A 17,139-nucleotide genomic window follows, 5' to 3' on the forward strand; every position below is an offset into this window, starting at 1 on the left:
CACGCTGTTGAGTTCTCAAGGAACGGTCGCTTCCTTCGTACTCACCCTCTCGGGCTTTCCTCCGGGCTTCCCTTCGTGTTTCCGACTCTATCAGACCTTCGCGATCTGATTTCCTCGGTGCCTTCCGGTTCCCGCTCTCGCGTTTCCCTTCCGGCGGACCAAACTTTATCAGAAGTTCTCGGGGGGTCTGACCGCCGTCGCCGGCTCCGCGGGGAGCCGGCTCGTGGAGAGCGAGGGTCGGTCAGTCGCCGTCTTCGAAGTAGGCGTCCAGGACCGCGTCCAGCTGCTCGTCCCATTCCTTGAAGCGGGAGCGGGACGTGGCCTCGATCTCGATGGGGTACCAGCGGCGGTCCGGGGTGTGGACCGTGATGGTGTAGCGCTTGCCGAAGCGGGCGGTCTCCGATTCCACCGCGGCGATCTCGGCCCACCGGAACTCGCAGGCCTCCTCGTCCAGGCTGAGGCGGACGCCCTTGTGGTCGGCCACGATCCTGGCGCGGCGGTCGGCGGCTTCGAAGACCGGGCCGTCGGCGGGCACCGCGGGCTCGTCGTCGTCCGCGACGGCCTCCTCGCCGTCCTCGGCGGCCTCCGGCCCCGCCGGCTCGGCGGATTCACCGGGTTCCGGCGGCTCGGCCTGCGCCTCGGCCTCCGGCTCCCCCGGCTCCTCCTGCTTCGCCAAGGGCGTCGCCGGGGCCGTGATGCCCGGAATGAAGGCCGGGTCGAAGCCGGCGCCCGTCACGGGCTCGGCCTTCACCGCTTCCGCCTTCAACGCTTCGGTGTTCAACGGACTGCTGCCTGTTCCTATGCGCTGCTCCACGGCGGCAGTATGGACGACTTCCCTGTGCCGGAACCAGTCAGCCCGCGCGTCGCGTCGGCAAGTTACGCCGCACCAGGGGAATCGAGCACGGCGAGCGCGTCGATCTCGATCAGCAGGCCGGGCGGAAGGCCCACGTAGACCGTCGTACGGGCGGCGGGCGGCTGGGTGAGGGCCTGGGCCTCGAAGTAGGCGTTGTAGATGTCGTTCATCTCGGCGAAGTGGTCCACGTCCGTGAGGTAGACGCGGAGCATCATCACGTCGTCCCAGCTCGCGCCGCCCTCTTCCAGGATGGCCTGGACGTTGGCGAGGGTCTGGAGCGTCTGCTCGCGCAGGGTGGGGCCGGCCGGGGTCGGGGGCTTGCCCTCCTCGGCGGGCAGGAAGCCGACCTGGCCGGCGACCTGGAGGATGTTGCCCTTGCGCACCCCGTGCGAGAACTTGGCGGGCGGGGTGGTGTGGGTCTTCGGGGTCAGGGCGATCTTTTCCATCGGGCTGGTCCTTTACGGGTGTTCCGTCACTGGTGTTCTACCGGAGTACTCCGCGCTGATCGCGTCCGCCGTGCGGCGGACCAGCGGGAGCAGGGCGAGGAGTTCGTCGGCCGTGACCACCACGTTCGGGGCGGAGAGCGACATGGCGGCGGCGACCCGGCCGTCGGCGCCGCGGATGGGGGCGGCGACGCAGTTGATGGACTCCTCGTGGCCGCCGAGGTCGCTGGCCCAGCCCTGTTCGCGGACCCTGGCCAGTTCCTGGAGGAAGGCGTCGGCGTTCGGGGTCGAACCGGGGGTGTACGCGGGGTAGTCGAGCTTTTCCGCGAGGGCGCGGCGTTCGGGTTCGGGGAGGTCGGCGAGGAGGAGTTTCGCCACGGCGGCCACGGTGAGGGCGACCGGCCGGCCGATCCGCGAGTACATGCGGACCGGGTAGCGGCTGTCGACCTTGTCGATGTAGAGGACTTCGTTGTCGTCGTGCACCGCGAGGTGGACGGTGTGGCCGCACTGTTCGTTCAGCCGTACGAGGTGGGGGTGGGCGATCTCGCGGACGTCCAGGTTCTCCATCGCCTCCTGGGCGAGGGCGAAGAGGCGGGCGCCGAGGCGGTAGCGGTGGTCGGACTGGCGGTAGACCAGGCCGTGTTCGTGCAGGGTGCGCAGGAGGCGCAGGGCGGTGGACTTGTGGACGCCGAGGCGGTCGGCGACCCGGCCGAGGTCGGCGGGGCCCTCGGCGAGCAGGGGCAGGATGCTCAGGGCGCGGTCGACGGTCTGGCTCATGGGGTGTTCGCCTCCTCGGGGGCCCGCGCGGTCTGTGTCCAGCCGGGGGCGAGTCGCAGTCTTCCCCATGCGGCGTCGTCCAGGGCGGCGAGGCGGTCTGCGTGGGCGCGGGCGGGGGGCGGGGCGAGGTCGGCGGGGGTGGTGAGGGTGGCGGCGGCGAGGAGGTGGCCGTGGCGGAGGCGTTGGCGCAGGGGGAGGCCGCGGAGGGTGGCGGAGAGGTAGCCGGCGGCGAAGGAGTCTCCGGCGCCGGTGGGTGATACGGCGGTGACGGTGGGGGCGGGCTCGAAAGCGCGGTGCGCTACGGCGTTCACGGGGGCGGTCGGCTCATAGGCGCGGTGCGTTGGTGTGGGCCGGGGGCCGGTCGCGCGACTCGGCGCCGGCGAGGTGCCTCCCACAGAGGGGGCACCACCGGAGGGCGTACCACCAGCGCCCACCGGTGCTGCCCCAGCGGCACGACTGCCCGCGGCTCCATAAAACGCCGTCGCGCCCGATGCTCCCTGTTTCACCACCAGCACCCCCGGCTCCGGCAGCACCGCCCTGATCGCCTCCGGTCCCCCCGTCACCCCCCACACCTCCTGCGCCTCGTCCTCCCCCACGAACACGATGTCCGCCCGGCGGGCCAGCTCCAGCAGGGGTCGGGCGGCGTCCGTTCCCCGCCACAGCGCCGGCCGGTAGTTGACGTCGAAGGAGATCAGGGGGCGCCCGGCGTCCGGGGCCGTCAGCCGCCACAGGAGTTCGCGGCACTCCTGCGACAGCGCCGCCGTGATCCCCGACAGATGCAGCACCCGGCACTCCCGTACCGCCCTCATGTCCACGTTCGCCGCGGACATCGCCGACGCCGCCGACCCCGCCCGGTAGTACGCCACCTCGTGCGCCCCCGTGCCCCGGTCCGCCGCCGTGCGGAAGTAGACGCCGGTCGGGCGGGAGGGGTCGCGCTGGACCGTGGAGACGTCCACCCCGTAGCCGGCGATCCCCGCGAGCACGCACTCCCCGAAGCCGTCCGCCCCCACCCTGCTCACCCAGCGCGCCGAGTGGCCGAGCGCCGCCATCGCGCAGGCCACGTTGGACTCCGCGCCGCCGATCGCGCGGGAGAAGGAGGGCACGTCGGCCAGTGGGCCGGGGCGGGTGGGGAGGAAGGTGACCATGGATTCGCCCAGCGCGACGATGTCCACTCCCGAACCTCCAAGCGCCGACGACACCGCTCCGTTGACCCGGTGTCGGCGAGATGCTAGACAGCAGGGAGCACCACCTGCAATGGGCGTTGCACAGAACGCAACAGCGACCGCACGCCGGACGAAGAAGGGCTCCCATGGACACCGAAGCGCTCGACCGGCTGGCCGGGGAACGGGTCGACCACCGCTTCAAGGGCCTCCCGCCGGACGCCCACGGGCTCACCGTCGGGGAACTGGCCGCCCAGCGGCGCAACCTGTTCGACGCGGACGGTGGGTTCACCACACCGCTCCTCGTCCTGTCCGCCGAGCGCCTGGCGCACAACCTCGCGCTCATGGAGACGTACACCACCCGGCACGGCCTCGCGTTCGCGCCGCACGGCAAGACGTCCATGGCGCCGGAGCTGTTCCGGCGCCAGATCGAGCACGGCGCGTGGGGGATCACCCTGGCCGTGCCCCATCAGGTGCGGGTCGCAAGGGAGTTCGGGATCCAGCGGGTCTTCCTCGCCAACGAGCTGGTCGACGGCGCGGCCCTGCGCTGGCTCGCCGGCGAGCTGGCCGCCGACCCCGGTTTCCGCTTCGTCTGCTACGTCGACTCGGTGCGCGGTGTGGAGCTGATGGACGCGGCCCTCGCGGGGGCCGCCCGGCCGGTGGACGTGGTCGTGGAGCTGGGCGCGGGCGAGAAGGCCCGTACCGGTGTCCGTACGGCGGCGGACGCGCGGGCCGTCGCCGGGGCCGTCGGGCGGGCGCGGAGGCTGCGGCTCGTCGGCGTGGCGGGGTACGAGGCGCAGGTGCCGGACGCCGATCCGGTGCGGGTGCGCGCGTGGTTGCAACAACTCGTCGAGGTCGCAGCCGAGTTGGACCGGGACGGGCTGTTCGAGGGGGTCGAGGAGATCGTCGTCAGCGCCGGCGGCAGCGAGTGGTTCGATGTCGTCGCCGATGTCTTCGGCAAGGTTCCCGCGCTGTCCCGGCCCGTGCTCAAGCTGCTGCGCTCCGGCGCGTACGTCTCGCACGACGATGTGCACTACCGCGCGCTCACCCCGTTCAACCGGGTGCCCGAGGAGGGCGCGCTGGAGCCCGCGTTCCGGCTGTGGGCGCAGGTGGTCTCGCGGCCCTCGGCGACGGAGGCGTTCGTGAACGCGGGGAAGCGGGATGTGTCGTACGACCTCGATCTGCCGGTGGCGCGGGTGGTGCGCCGGGACGGCGGTGAGCGGCCGGCGGCCGGGATCGAGGTGACCGCGCTGTCCGACCAGCATCTGTGGCTGCGCACCGGCGCCGAGGCGGATCTCCAGGTGGGCGACTGGATCGGCTTCGGGCTCTCCCATCCGTGCACGGTCTTCGAGAAGTGGCAGCTCATCCCGGTGGCGGAGGCGGACGGGACGGTGGTCGACTACATCCGCACCTACTTCTAGAGCGGGCGAGCAGCGCACTTCTGGAGCAGGTGAGCAGCGCAGGCGAGCTTTCGGAGCGGTCGGGAGGCCGGCATGGAGGACCTGGTCGTCCGGGACGCCGAGGTGGTCGACGGCAGCGGTGAGCCGTCGTACCGGGCCGATGTGGTGGTCGACGGCGGGCGGATCGTCTCCATCGTCAAGGAGGCCGCGGCGGCGGGGTTCCAACGGCCGCCAGCGATACGGGAGTTGGACGCCGAAGGGCTCGTCCTCTCCCCCGGCTTCATCGACATGCACGCCCATTCCGACCTCGCGCTGCTGCGCGACCCCGACCACAGCGCGAAGGCGGCGCAGGGGGTCACCCTGGAGGTGATCGGCCAGGACGGGCTGTCGTACGCGCCGGTGGACGAGCCGACGCTGGAGGAGGTGCGCCGGGCGATCGCCGGGTGGAACGGGTACGGCGAGGACGTCGACTTCGGCTGGCGCACGGTCGGGGAGTATCTCGACCGGCTGGACTCCGGGTTCGGGGGGCGCGGGATCGCGGTGAACGCCGCGTACCTGATCCCGCAGGGCACCGTGCGGGCGCTCGTCATGGGATGGGAGGACCGGCCCGCGACCGCCGAAGAGACGCGCCGTATGCGGGAGTTGGTGGCGCGGGGGATGGAGCAGGGAGCCGTCGGGCTGTCCTCCGGGCTCACCTACACCCCCGGAATGTACGCCGACGACGCCGAACTGACGGAGCTGTGCCGGGTGGTGGCGTCGTACGGCGGCTACTACTGCCCGCACCACCGTTCCTACGGCGCCGGCGCGCTGGATGCCTACGCGGAGATGGTCGCGCTGGCGCGGGAGGCGGGCTGTCCGCTGCATCTGGCGCACGCCACCCTGAACTTCGGCGTGAACGAGGGACGCGCCGGTGAGCTGCTGGCCCTGCTCGACCGTGCCCTGGACGCGGGCGCGGACATCACCTTCGACACGTACCCCTACACCCCCGGCTGCACCACCCTGGCGGCGCTGCTGCCGAGTTGGGCGGGCGAGGGCGGTCCGGCGCGGGTGCCGGGCCGGCTCGCGGACCCGGTGACGGCCGAGCGCATCCGGCACGAACTGGAGGTGACCGGCTCGGACGGCTGCCACGGTGTGCCGGTGGACTGGGGGACGGTCGAGGTCTCCGGGGTGGCCGACCCGGCGCTCGGCGCGTATGTGGGGTGCACGGTGAGCGAGTTGGCCGAGGAGCAGGCCCGGTCGCCGTGGGAGGTCGTCCGGCGGCTGCTGATCGAGGACCGGCTCGGTACGACCGTCCTCCAGCACGTCGGACATGAGGACAACGTCCGCGCCCTGATGCGCCACCGCGCGCACACCGCCGGCTCCGACGGCATCCTGCGGGGCGCGAAGCCGCACCCGCGGGCGTACGGCACCTTCCCGCGCTATCTCGGCCACTACGTACGGGAGTCGGGCGTGCTGTCGCTGGAGGAGTGCGTCGCCCGGCTGACCGGGCGGCCCGCGGCCCGGCTGCGGTTGCCGGACCGGGGCCTGGTGCGCGAGGGGTACCGGGCGGACCTGGTGCTGTTCGACCCGGAGACGGTCGCGTCCGGCGCCACCTTCGAGGCGCCCCGGACGCCCCCGACGGGCATCCCGTACGTCCTCGTCGACGGCCGCTTCGTCATCGAGGACGGCCGGCGGACGGACGTGCTCGCGGGGCGGTCCGTCCGCCGGACGCCGAGGCCGACGCCGAGGTGAGCGTCGTACCCCCGCGGCTTACGGCTTGGGCAGGGTGCAGCCGGTCGCGCTCAGGTTCAGCTTGTTGCCGGTGGTGAAGCAGGCCGGGATCTGGTACGTCTCCTCGGCGTAGTTGGTGCCCTGGTGGACGGTGACGTTGCCGTTCGCGTCCACCTCGCACGGGTTGTCGACGGTGCAGCGCTCACCGTCCTCGTTGCCCGTGTTGTTGACGGCGACGACCTTGCCGGTGCCGGTGTCGATGACCGGGGAGCCGGAGGTGCCGCCGATGGTGTCGCAGCTGGAGGTGTAGCGGACCGAGTCCTTCCAGGTCCAGTCGCCTTCCTTCAGCTGGTTCACGAAGCCGTCGATGTTGCAGCTGTAGGTCTTCTTCCAGTACCCGGAGACGACCTTGATGGCGCTGCCCGCGGTGGGGTGGGTGTCGTTCAGGGTGAGCGGGCTGATGCCGTAGGAGCTCTTGATCTGCGCGTAGGTGGTGGTGAGGCGGTAGATCGTGACGTCCGTGTCGGTCATCGTGGAGTAGACGACCTGGTTGGCGCGCAGGGTGGCTATCTTGCTGCCGGCGGCGTTCAGCAGGCCGAAGGTGCGGCTGGAGGACTGGCCGGTGATGACCTCGCCGGGGTCGGGGAAGCCGGTCTCCAGGCAGTGGCCGTTGGTCAGCACCAGCGCCGGGTCGGTGTCGGCGGAGTCGGGGAAGCGGATGACCGAGCCGGAGCAGTCGCTGAGCGAGACGGTCCCGGCGAAGCTGACGGTGACGGCGGGGGTCTTCGCCTTGGGTGCCGGGGCGGCGGAGTGCGGGGCGGGGGCCGCGGTGAGTGGGGCGGCGACCGCGGGGGCCGCGCCCAGCCCGGCCAGGGCCAGGGCAGAGAGCGCGGCGAGGAGAGGCTTGTTCATGTGGGGGTCCCCTCTTACGACGGGGGCGACCGGAGGGATTTCCGGCCGCCCGCAGAGTTGTCATGCGCATTCTCGGCGCAGCGAGGGGCGGGAACAAGAAGGCGGACCGGGCCGTAGGGGTTTCCCTGTGCGGTGCCTGTGATCAACGGCGGGCAGGCCGCGCATCCCCGACTCGCACGCACGGTTGATGCGGCAGGGGCGGCGCCGGGCCGCGGGCTCCGGCGGATTCCGGCGGGACGGGGAGGACGCCGGGGCCGCCGCGGGGGCGATACGGGGGCGAGACGGGGCGAAACGCCGTCTCGCGTGGTGGAAAACACCACCCATGAGCGGCCGCGGCGCCCTAAGCTCGCGCGTATGCAGGTGATCCAGTCGACCAAGCTCGCCAACGTCTGTTACGAGATCCGGGGCCCGGTTCTCGAGGAGGCCATGCGGCTGGAGGCGGCGGGTCACCGCATCCTCAAGCTCAATACCGGCAACCCCGCGGCGTTCGGCTTCGAGTGCCCGCCGGAGATCCTGGAGGACATCCTCCGCAACGTCTCCACGGCCCATGGGTACGGCGACGCCAAGGGCCTGCTGGCCGCCCGGCGCGCGGTCGTCATGCACAACCAGACCCTCGGCATCGACACCGACGTCGAGCACGTCTTCATCGGCAACGGCGTCTCCGAGCTGATCGTGATGGCGATGCAGGGCCTGCTGGACGACGGCGACGAGGTCCTCGTACCGGCGCCGGACTACCCGCTGTGGACGGCCGCGGTCTCGCTGTCCGGCGGCACGGCGGTGCACTACCGCTGCGACGAGCAGTCCGACTGGATGCCCGACCTCGCCGACATCGAGCGCAAGGTCAGCGACCGCACCAAGGCGATCGTCATCATCAACCCGAACAACCCCACCGGCGCGGTCTACGACGAGGCCGTGCTCAAGGGGCTGACGGACATCGCGCGCCGGCACAACCTGCTGGTCTGCTCCGACGAGATCTACGACAAGATCCTCTACGACGGCGCCACGCACACCCCGACCGCGAAGGTCGCCCCCGATCTGCTGACGCTGACCTTCAACGGCATGTCGAAGGCGTACCGGGTGGCCGGCTATCGGGTGGGCTGGATGTCGATCTCCGGCCCGCGCGCCCACGCCGACTCCTACATCGAGGGCCTGACGATCCTGGCGAACATGCGGCTGTGCGCCAACATGCCGGGCCAGCACGGCGTGGTCGCCGCGCTGAGCGGGCGCCAGACGATCCAGGACCTGGTGCTGCCGGGCGGCCGGCTGAAGGAGCAGATGGACACGGCGTACGAGCTGCTGACGCGGATTCCGGGCGTCAGCTGCGTCCGCCCGAAGGGTGCGCTGTACCTCTTCCCGCGGCTCGATCCGCAGGTGTTCAAGATCCGGGACGACCGGCAGATGGTCCTCGATCTGCTGCGCCAGGAGAAGATCATGGTGGTGCAGGGCACGGGCTTCAACTGGCCCGAGCCGGACCACTTCCGCGTGGTCACCCTGCCGAGCGTCGGTGATCTGAAGGACGCGGTGACCCGGATCGGGACCTTCCTGGACGGGTACGGGCAGCCGTAGACCGGGGGCCGCGCTGGTACGGCCGGCCGTAGACCGGGGCCGACGCTGGTACGGCCGGCCGCAGACCGGGGGGCCGCCCCGGTGCGGCGGTCCGTAGTCGACGGGCTTCAATCCGTGACCCGACTCAACTTTAGACGAAATCCAAGCTAGGATGGTTTCCTGTCAGAGCACAGGAGGCCGTCCCATGTACGAACCGATCCGCACCAAGTCGGTCCACAGCACGATGGCCGGCACCACCTCCGACTTCCCCCACCGGTCGCGCGAGGAGGAGCTGGACATCCAGCTCGCCGGGCATCTGTCCGCACTGCTCGCGGTCACCGACGAGCTGCGCGCGCAGGCACCCTCGGCCGACCTTGACGCGGCCGCGGAACGGCTGGTCGCGCAGGTGTGCCGGCTGCGCGGAGGCGAGCCGCTGCGGACGGCACCGGGCGCCGCCGGGGATCCCGTGGCCCTGCACCGCCGTGCCCACGCGCTGGCCGGGCGGGCCCTGGTGGTCGCCGCCTCCCGCGCGGACACCGCGGTGGCGATCCTCGCCGCCGAGCGCATGGACGCCCACACCGCCGCCCTGGCCGACCTCGCCGACCCGAGGGAACTCACGGCCACCGGCTGATCCTGGTGGGCCTGTGACCGCCCCTGGTCCGAGCCCTAGGTGGCCCTCACGACCGGCCCCGGTCCGCGCGCATCCGCAGCGACGCGCGGACCGGGTGCCTCACAGCCGGTTCCCGACCGATCCGGGTACGGACATGCGCGCGCACCGGGTCGGGGCCGCCGCCGTACGCCGTTGTACGGTGCGGGCCCCGGCCCGGTGCGATGCGCTACCGCGGCCGGCCTTCGTGACGACTATTGCTGGTCAGGGCTAGTCGGACCGGCCGCGGAGTTCTCGGGGGCTCAGCCCAGGCGCTCGACCAGCGCGCGGTACTGGTCCCACAGCTCCTTCGGGGTGTGCTCGCCGAAGGTGTCGAGGTGCTCGGGCACCAGCGCGGCCTCCTCGCGCCAGACCTCCTTGTCGACCGTGAGCAGGAAGTCGAGGTCGGCGTCGGACAGTTCGAGACCGTCGGTGTCCAGCGCCTCCTTGGTCGGCAGCACGCCGATCGGCGTCTCGACGCCCTCGGCCTTGCCGTCCAGACGCTCCACGATCCACTTCAGGACGCGGGAGTTCTCGCCGAAGCCGGGCCACACGAACTTGCCCTCGTCGTTCTTGCGGAACCAGTTGACGTAGTAGATCTTGGGCAGCTTGGACTGGTCCTTGTCCTTGGCCACGTTGATCCAGTGCGCCATGTAGTCGCCCATGTTGTAGCCGCAGAATGGCAGCATGGCGAACGGGTCGCGGCGCAGCTCGCCGACCTTGCCCTCGGCCGCGGCGGTCTTCTCGGAGGCCACGTTGGCACCGAGGAAGACGCCGTGGTCCCAGTCGAAGGACTCGGTCACCAGCGGCACCGCGCTGGCGCGCCGGCCGCCGAAGAGGATCGCGGAGATCGGCACGCCCTTGGGGTCCTCCCACTCGGGCGCGATGATCGGGCACTGCGAAGCGGGCACGGTGAAGCGGGCGTTGGGGTGGGCGGCCGGGGTCCCGGACTCCGGCGTCCAGGCGTTGCCCTTCCAGTCGGTCAGGTGCGCCGGGGTCTCCTCGGTCATGCCCTCCCACCAGACGTCACCGTCCTCGGTGAGCGCCACGTTGGTGAAGACCGCGTTGCCCCACAGGGTCTTCATCGCGTTGGCGTTGGTGTGCTCGCCGGTGCCGGGCGCGACACCGAAGAAGCCGGCCTCGGGGTTGATCGCGTACAGGCGGCCGTCCTCGCCGAAGCGCATCCAGGCGATGTCGTCGCCGATGGTCTCCACGGTCCAGCCGGAGACGGTGGGCTCCAGCATGGCGAGGTTGGTCTTGCCGCAGGCGCTCGGGAACGCGGCGGCCACGTACTTGGACTCGCCCTGTGGCGGGGTGAGCTTGAGGATCAGCATGTGCTCGGCGAGCCAGCCCTCGTCGCGCGCCATGACGGAGGCGATGCGCAGCGCGTAGCACTTCTTGCCGAGCAGGGCGTTGCCGCCGTAGCCGGAGCCGTACGACCAGATCTCGCGCGCCTCGGGGAAGTGGGAGATGAACTTGGTCTGGCTGCACGGCCACGGCACGTCCGCCTGGCCCGGCTCCAGCGGGGCGCCCACGGAGTGGACGGCCTTGACGAAGAAGCCGTCCTCGCCCAGCTCGTCCAGGACGGCCTGGCCCATGCGCGTCATGGTGCGCATGGAGACGGCAACGTAGGCGGAGTCGGTGATCTCGACGCCGAGCGCGGAGAGCGGGGAGCCGAGCGGGCCCATGCAGAACGGGACGACGTACATGGTGCGGCCGCGCATGGAGCCGCGGAACAGGCCCTTGTCGCCGGTGAAGATCTCCCGCATCTCGGCGGGGGCCTTCCAGTTGTTGGTCGGGCCCGCGTCCTCCTCCTTCTCGGAGCAGATGAAGGTGCGGTCCTCGACGCGGGCGACGTCGGTCGGGTCGGAGGCGGCGAGGTAGGAGTGCGGGCGCTTGACCGGGTCGAGCTTCTTGAAGGTGCCCTTGGCCACGAGCTCCTCGCACAGGCGCTCGTACTCGGCCTCGGATCCGTCACACCAGACCACGCTGTCCGGCTGCGTCAGTTCGGCGATCTCGTTGACCCACGAGATCAGTTCCTGGTGGCGGGTGGGAACGCTGGTAGCCGAGTTGTCGCGCGCCACGGTTGCTCCTAAGTGAGGGATTTTGTCCTTGTTCGCCCCGTGGGGGCTGCGACCCGGACGCGTCGCTGTCGCTCATCCGGTGCCGACTGCACTCATTTGATCATCCGCCTGGTCCGCCCATCTGTCCAGGGGGTCTCACAGGTGAGCGAAGTGAGGTGAGCCACGCTTCCAGGGGCGTTTGCTTTTTCTTTGCGTGTGCCTGGATTTCAGCTGAACGTCTTTTTGCTGCCACCCGACCAAGGAGACGCCAAGAGACGCCCCTCACATCCGGTTTACGGGGGCGTCGGTACCATGCGGCACATGACTGCGTCCGTCCCCGACGCGCCCGACGACACGCCGGCCGGCGGCCGCGGTCCCGTGGCGCTCTCCCTGCCGCACCCGATCAAGCCGAGGCTGCGCGGCTGGCTGCACCTCGGCATGTTCCCGGCCGTACTCATCGCGGGACTTGTGCTCACCGCCCTCGCCGACTCGACCAGAGGGCGCATCGCCTGCGGGATCTATGTCCTCACGGCCTGCCTGCTGTTCGGCGTCAGCGCGCTGTACCACCGGGGCAACTGGGGCCCGCGGATGGGCGGTCTGCTGCGCCGCCTCGACCACGCCAACATCTTCCTGATCATCGCGGGCACTTACACCCCGCTGACCATGCTGCTGCTGCCCGGCGCGAAGGGGCAGTGGCTGCTGTGGGGCATCTGGGCCGCGGCGGCGGCCGGGATCGTCTTCCGGGTCTTCTGGGTCGGCGCCCCGCGCTGGCTCTACACGCCCTGCTACATCGCGATGGGCTGGGCGGCCGTCCTCTTCCTGCCCGACTTCCTGCGCACCGGCGGCATCGCCGTCCTGGTCCTGGTGGTCGCCGGCGGACTGCTCTACAGCGCGGGCGGCGTCGTCTACGGCTTCAAGCGACCGAACCCGTCCCCGCGCTGGTTCGGCTTCCACGAGGTGTTCCACTCCTTCACCCTGGCGGCGTTCGTCGTGCACTACGTGGGGATCTCACTGGTGGCGTACCAGCACGCGTAGCGCCTCTCCGCCCCTCGGGCCACGGCTCGTCCGAGCCGTGGCCTTTTCCGTGTGTTGAGTGCGTGTGCCGATTGACAGTGTCTCCAGTTCAAGAGTTGCTTTCGTATCTGCTCGGCGGTCGCGGTTCCGGCGGCCGAGACGGCGGCCCTGGTCGAGTCGGTGGCCGCGCGGATCGCCTCCCTGGTGGCGGCCCTGCTGGCGGCGCTGCTGCCGCCGGGCGCCCCGGTCGTACGACGTGGACGCCCCGGTCGTACGACGTGACGGTGCGCGGAAGGAGGTCTCGGCCGTGGTCGCGCCGACCGCCGATGCCGGACAATGACGTGCATGACGGCCGCACGCCCCACCAGCACCTCTCCCGCCCGCGCCCGCTCCGAGGGCCCCCGCCTCGGCCTGCGGGAGCGCAAGAAGATCAAGACGCGGGAGGCGATCCGCGGGGCGACGTACGCCCTGATCGAGGAGCAGGGGTACGACGCGACGACGATCGACCAGATCGCCGACCGCGCGGAGGTGTCGCCGTCCACGGTCTTCCGGTACTTCCCGACCAAGGAGGACATCGTCCTCACCGACGAGTTCGACGCGGTGATGCTGGAGGAGATCAGGCGGCGGCCCGCCGAGGAGCCCTGGGCCGACACCATCCGGTACGTGCTGCGGCGCGCCGTCCAGGCCGGGATGGAGGACGAACCGGAGGTCTCCCGGCTGCGCACCCGGCTGATGGTCGAGGTCCCGGCGGTGCGCTCGCGGATGACGCAGAGCATGTCGGTGACCGGCCGCATGCTCTGCCAGGCCGTCGCCGAGCGCACCGGCCGCGACCCCGGCGATCTGGAGGTGCGGGTCTACGCCATGTCGCTGATCGGCGGGCTGCTGGAGACCATCATGTACTGGGCCGAGCACGGCCACCGGGACGATCTGCCGGACCTGATCGACCGCACCCTGGACGTCCTGGAGGGCGGTCTGCCGGGCGCCGGAAACCGCTGAGCCGCCACGGCCCCGCCGTGCCATGCTGACGGGGTGAACGCAACGGAGATCCGCGTCGAAGTCGCCCCCGAGCTGCACCTGTTCGTCCCGTCGGCCCGCCGCGCGGGCGCCACCGCGCTCGGCACCGACGGCGTCTCGACGCTCGGCCATGTCATCGAGTCCCTCGGCGTGCCGCTGACCGAGGTCGGCGCGCTGGTCGTGGACGGCCGCGAGGTCCCGGTCTCGCACATCCCGCGCGCGGGCGAGAGCGTACGGGTACGGGCGGTGACCCGCCCCCAGCGGGTCCCCGGCGCCCCGCTCCGCTTCCTCCTCGACGTGCACCTCGGCACCCTGGCCCGCCGGCTGCGGCTGCTGGGCGTCGACACGGCGTACGAGTCCACCGACATCGGCGATCCGGCGCTGGCCGCGCGCTCGGCCGCCGAGCAGCGGGTCATGCTCAGCCGGGACCGGGGGCTGCTGCGCCGCCGCGAGCTGTGGGCCGGCGCGTACGTCTACAGCACCCAGCCCGAGGAGCAACTCCGGGACATCCTCGGCCGCTTCGCCCCCGAGCTGAACCCCTGGACGCGGTGCACCGCCTGCAACGGGCTGCTGCGGACCGCCACCAAGGAGGAGGTCGCCGACCAGCTCAAAGGCGGCACCCAGCGGTCGTACGACGTCTTCGCGCAGTGCACGTCCTGCGGGCGCGCGTACTGGAAGGGGGCGCACCACGACCAGTTGGAGGCGGTCGTGGAGCGGGCGCTGAGCATGCGTACTCAGGGCAGTACGCAGGGCAGTACGCAGGGCGGTACCCATGGCGGTTGAGTAGGCGGGCCGCTCCGGCGGGCCGGGGCCGCGCGGTGGGATGGGGGCATGAACACCACCACCGAGCGGCCGGTGACCCGCGCCCCGCGGCAGCAGGACCGCCTCATCACCGGCTGGGCCGTCGCCGGACTGGTTCTGCTGCTGCCGACCGTCGTCCTGTCCTGGGCGGTCGTCCTCTCCGGCGAACGCGGCACCAGGTGCCTGATGTACGGCGAGGGCTGCTCGGACATCCCCGGTTCCGCGCTCTACGCCGCCTTCGCCCTGTCCCTCCTCGCGGGCATCGTGGCGCTGGCCTGGCCCAGGGGCCGGGGGACGTACTCCCGGTCCTGGACCGTGTTCGTGCAGTGGGGCGCGCAGCTCACGCTGGGGGCGATGATCCTCAGCGGCGCGTGACGCGTTCGGTCCGCTTCAGGGCGTCCCCGGTTCCGCCTCAGGGCGTCCGGTCCCGCCTCAGGGGGCTTCGAGGGCCGTGCGGAGCCGGTCCGGGTCGGTGGTCGGGGTGTCGCAGGTGAAGTTGCGGCAGACGTAGGCGGCCGCCTGCCCGGAGACGAGCGGGCGGCCCGCGAGCAGCGGGAACTCCTCGCTGTCCGGGGTGCCGACGGCGACGACCGCACCGGGGGTGGTGCCCAGAAGTGCCGTACGGTGCAGGGTGGTTGTGGCCGCGTCGGTGAGCGACGGGCCGACGACCGCGATCTCCCGCGGCCCGTCGAGCAGCGCCTCCGCGACGGCGAGCCCCCAGCCGATGAACCGGGGCACGCGCGGACCGAGGACCTGGACGACGCCCAACGCCCGTTCGGCGGCGGTCCGGTGGGCCTCGGAGCCGGTGTGCGCGGCGTACCCGAGGAGCGCGCCCGCGGCGGCCGACCAGCCGGAGGGGGCGGCGTTGTCGGTGGGGTCCTGGGGGCGGCGGATGAGCTGTTCGGCGTCGGCGGCGGTGTCGTAAAGCGCGCCGGTTCCGGGGTCGGTGAAGCGGGCGATCACGTGGTCCACGAGCAGTCCGGCGAACTCCAGCCAGACACCCTCGCCGGTCACGGAGGCGAGCGCGAGGAAGCCCTCGGCGACGTCCGCATAGTCCTCCAGGACACCGGAGTTGGCGCCGGCCCGGCCGTCCTTGCTGGTGCGGGCGAGCCGGGCGTGCTCGTCGAGATGCACCCGGACCAGCAGGTCGGCGGCGCCGAGCGCGGCCTCGGTCAGGTCGGGGCGGTCGAAGTAGGCGCCGGTCTCGGCGAGCGCGGCGATGGCGAGCCCGTTCCAGGCGGCGACGATCTTGTCGTCCCGGCCGGGTGCGGGGCGTTGGGCGCGGGCGTCGAGCAGCCGCCGCTTGACGGAGGCGATCTTGTCGGCGTCGAACACGCCCTCGTCCTGCGGGAGTTGGAGGACGGACTGGCCGTGCTCGAAGGTGCCCTCCTCGGTGACGCCGAAGAACTGGGCGGCGATCCGGGCATCGGCCTCACCGAGTACGCCGGTCAGCTGCTCCGGCGTCCAGACGTAGTACGCCCCCTCGACGTGCCGCCCGCTCCCGTCGTCGCTGTCGGCATCGAGCGCCGACGCGAACCCGCCCTGCTCCGTCCGCAGTTCACGGACCATGAAGTCGGCGGTCTCCAGGGCGACCCGGCGGGCGAGGGCGGAGCCGGTGACCCGCCAGAGATGCGCGTACACCCGGCACAGAAGGGCGTTGTCGTACAGCATCTTCTCGAAATGCGGCACTTGCCAGTCGCGGTCGACCGAGTAACGGGCGAATCCGCCGCCGAGTTGGTCGTAGATACCGCCGCGGGCCATGCGCTCGCAGGTGTCCTGGGCCATCTGGAGCGCGCCCTCGGCGCCGGTGCGCGCGTGGTGGCGCAGCAGGAACTCCAGCACCATGGACGGCGGGAACTTGGGCGCGCCGCCGAATCCGCCCCGCTGCGCGTCGTACTCGCGGGTCAGCCCGAGCAGCGCCTGGGCGAGTTCCTGCTCGCCGGGCGGCCGGGTCCCCTGGTGGCCGATCTCCCGCTGGGCCAGATCCCGCACGATCTTCCCGGCGACCTCCCCGACCTCGTCCCGCCGGGTCCGCCACGCCTGCTGGACCCCTTCCAGCACCTGCCGGAAGGACGGCATCCCGTGCCGGGGCGCGGGCGGGAAGTAGGTGCCGAAGTAGAAGGGTTCGGCGTCCGGGGTGAGGAACACGGTCATCGGCCAGCCACCCTGCCCGGTGGCCGCCTGCACGGCCTCCATGTACACGGCATCCACGTCCGGCCGCTCCTCGCGGTCGACCTTGACGCTGACGAAGTGCTCATTGAGGTAGTCGGCGGTCTCCTGGTCCTCGAAGGATTCGTGGGCCATGACGTGGCACCAGTGGCAACTGCTGTACCCCACGCTCAGCAGCACCGGCGCCCCCCGGCGCCGAGCCTCCTCGAACGCCTCCGGACACCACGGCCACCAGTCGACCGGGTTGTCCGCGTGCTGGAGGAGGTAGGGCGAGGTCACGCCAGCCAACCGGTTCATACGGACCAGCCTCTCACAACGCCCGATAGCCCTCGCGGAGCCCACGAACCCCCGCTCTTCGTGGCGGGATCTCCCCCATGAGCCTGGACGTAGTGGTGCCGGACCTACCGTGATCGATTCCGCCTTGAGCCCCCCGCCTGTCAGTGCCGCTCCCTAGGATTCACATCGGCGCACTGCACGGCGGCACCGGCTCCTGGGAGATCGCCTACGACCTGGAAGAGGAGCGCTTCTTACAGCGCACCCCTAAGAACTCCTAACGAAATGATCTTCGGGGTGATTGGATCACTGCGGGACTGGTGATCTGGGGGTGTGGGGTGGCTCGGCCGAAGCCCTGG

At 71.5% G+C, this 17,139-nt stretch carries 15 protein-coding genes; 8 read left to right on the forward strand and 7 right to left on the reverse strand.

The genetic code is table 11. The features are described from left to right. Nucleotides 1-241 precede the first annotated feature (241 nt). The 4 genes from AC069R_RS33535 to AC069R_RS33550 form a co-directional block, all read right to left on the reverse strand. On the reverse strand, nt 242-814 hold the full coding sequence (locus AC069R_RS33535; RefSeq protein WP_478770476.1) for a hypothetical protein: 573 nt from the start codon (nt 812-814) through the stop codon (nt 242-244). Between the two features lie 62 nt (nt 815-876). Further along, nucleotides 877-1,299 (reverse strand): RidA family protein, encoded by a 423-nt coding sequence (locus AC069R_RS33540; RefSeq protein ID WP_397984287.1) that lies wholly within the window; start codon nt 1,297-1,299, stop codon nt 877-879. A gap of 12 nt (nt 1,300-1,311) precedes the next feature. Further along, entirely contained in the window at nt 1,312-2,073 is a 762-nt protein-coding gene (locus AC069R_RS33545; RefSeq protein ID WP_478770477.1) for an IclR family transcriptional regulator, read from the reverse strand. Continuing rightward, complete coding sequence (locus AC069R_RS33550; protein WP_478770489.1) at nt 2,070-3,218, reverse strand: sugar kinase; 1,149 nt, start codon at nt 3,216-3,218, stop codon at nt 2,070-2,072. The genes AC069R_RS33545 and AC069R_RS33550 overlap by 4 nt, the downstream gene beginning before the upstream one ends. A 164-nt stretch (nt 3,219-3,382) precedes the next feature. Here AC069R_RS33550 and AC069R_RS33555 point away from each other — a divergent pair, with 164 nt between their 5' ends. Both AC069R_RS33555 and AC069R_RS33560 read left to right on the forward strand, forming a co-directional pair. Then, nucleotides 3,383-4,654, forward strand: a complete 1,272-nt coding sequence (locus AC069R_RS33555) for an amino acid deaminase (protein WP_478770478.1) — start codon at nt 3,383-3,385, stop codon at nt 4,652-4,654. A 72-nt stretch (nt 4,655-4,726) separates the two neighbouring features. Continuing rightward, a complete protein-coding gene (locus AC069R_RS33560; RefSeq protein ID WP_478770479.1) occupies nt 4,727-6,364 on the forward strand; it encodes an N-acyl-D-amino-acid deacylase family protein in 1,638 nt (545 codons plus the stop codon). An 18-nt stretch (nt 6,365-6,382) separates the two neighbouring features. Here AC069R_RS33560 and AC069R_RS33565 read toward each other — a convergent pair whose 3' ends face one another. Beyond that, nucleotides 6,383-7,255 carry a trypsin-like serine peptidase gene (locus tag AC069R_RS33565; protein WP_478770480.1) on the reverse strand — a complete coding sequence of 291 codons (873 nt, stop codon included), beginning with the start codon at nt 7,253-7,255 and terminating at the stop codon, nt 6,383-6,385. Between the two features lie 354 nt (nt 7,256-7,609). On the opposite strand from AC069R_RS33565, the gene AC069R_RS33570 reads away from it, so the two are divergent. Continuing rightward, nucleotides 7,610-8,821 carry a pyridoxal phosphate-dependent aminotransferase gene (locus AC069R_RS33570; protein ID WP_478770481.1) on the forward strand — a complete coding sequence of 404 codons (1,212 nt, stop codon included), beginning with the start codon at nt 7,610-7,612 and terminating at the stop codon, nt 8,819-8,821. A gap of 184 nt (nt 8,822-9,005) precedes the next feature. Continuing rightward, nucleotides 9,006-9,431, forward strand: a complete 426-nt coding sequence (locus AC069R_RS33575) for an SCO4983 family protein (protein WP_478770482.1) — start codon at nt 9,006-9,008, stop codon at nt 9,429-9,431. Between the two features lie 278 nt (nt 9,432-9,709). On the opposite strand, the gene AC069R_RS33580 is transcribed toward AC069R_RS33575, so the two are convergent. After that, a complete protein-coding gene (locus AC069R_RS33580; protein WP_478770483.1) occupies nt 9,710-11,530 on the reverse strand; it encodes a phosphoenolpyruvate carboxykinase (GTP) in 1,821 nt (606 codons plus the stop codon). A 300-nt stretch (nt 11,531-11,830) separates the two neighbouring features. Here AC069R_RS33580 and trhA point away from each other — a divergent pair, with 300 nt between their 5' ends. The 4 genes from trhA to AC069R_RS33600 all read left to right on the forward strand — a co-directional run bounded on the left by trhA (nt 11,831) and on the right by AC069R_RS33600 (nt 14,713). Next, entirely contained in the window at nt 11,831-12,544 is a 714-nt protein-coding gene (gene trhA, locus AC069R_RS33585) for a PAQR family membrane homeostasis protein TrhA (RefSeq protein ID WP_478770484.1), read from the forward strand. A 324-nt stretch (nt 12,545-12,868) separates the two neighbouring features. Beyond that, nucleotides 12,869-13,519 (forward strand): TetR/AcrR family transcriptional regulator, encoded by a 651-nt coding sequence (locus AC069R_RS33590; protein WP_478770485.1) that lies wholly within the window; start codon nt 12,869-12,871, stop codon nt 13,517-13,519. A 33-nt stretch (nt 13,520-13,552) separates the two neighbouring features. Continuing rightward, nucleotides 13,553-14,320, forward strand: coding sequence for a Mut7-C RNAse domain-containing protein (locus tag AC069R_RS33595; RefSeq protein WP_478770486.1), 768 nt, complete (start codon nt 13,553-13,555; stop codon nt 14,318-14,320). 48 nt (nt 14,321-14,368) lie between these two features. Continuing rightward, nucleotides 14,369-14,713 carry a hypothetical protein gene (locus AC069R_RS33600; protein ID WP_478770487.1) on the forward strand — a complete coding sequence of 115 codons (345 nt, stop codon included), beginning with the start codon at nt 14,369-14,371 and terminating at the stop codon, nt 14,711-14,713. Nucleotides 14,714-14,770: 57 nt separating this feature from the next. On the opposite strand, the gene AC069R_RS33605 is transcribed toward AC069R_RS33600, so the two are convergent. Then, nucleotides 14,771-16,804 (reverse strand): thioredoxin domain-containing protein, encoded by a 2,034-nt coding sequence (locus tag AC069R_RS33605; RefSeq protein WP_478770488.1) that lies wholly within the window; start codon nt 16,802-16,804, stop codon nt 14,771-14,773. Nucleotides 16,805-17,139 lie beyond the last annotated feature (335 nt).

The sequence above is a fragment of the Streptomyces sp. NPDC043952 genome, from assembly GCF_056435325.1.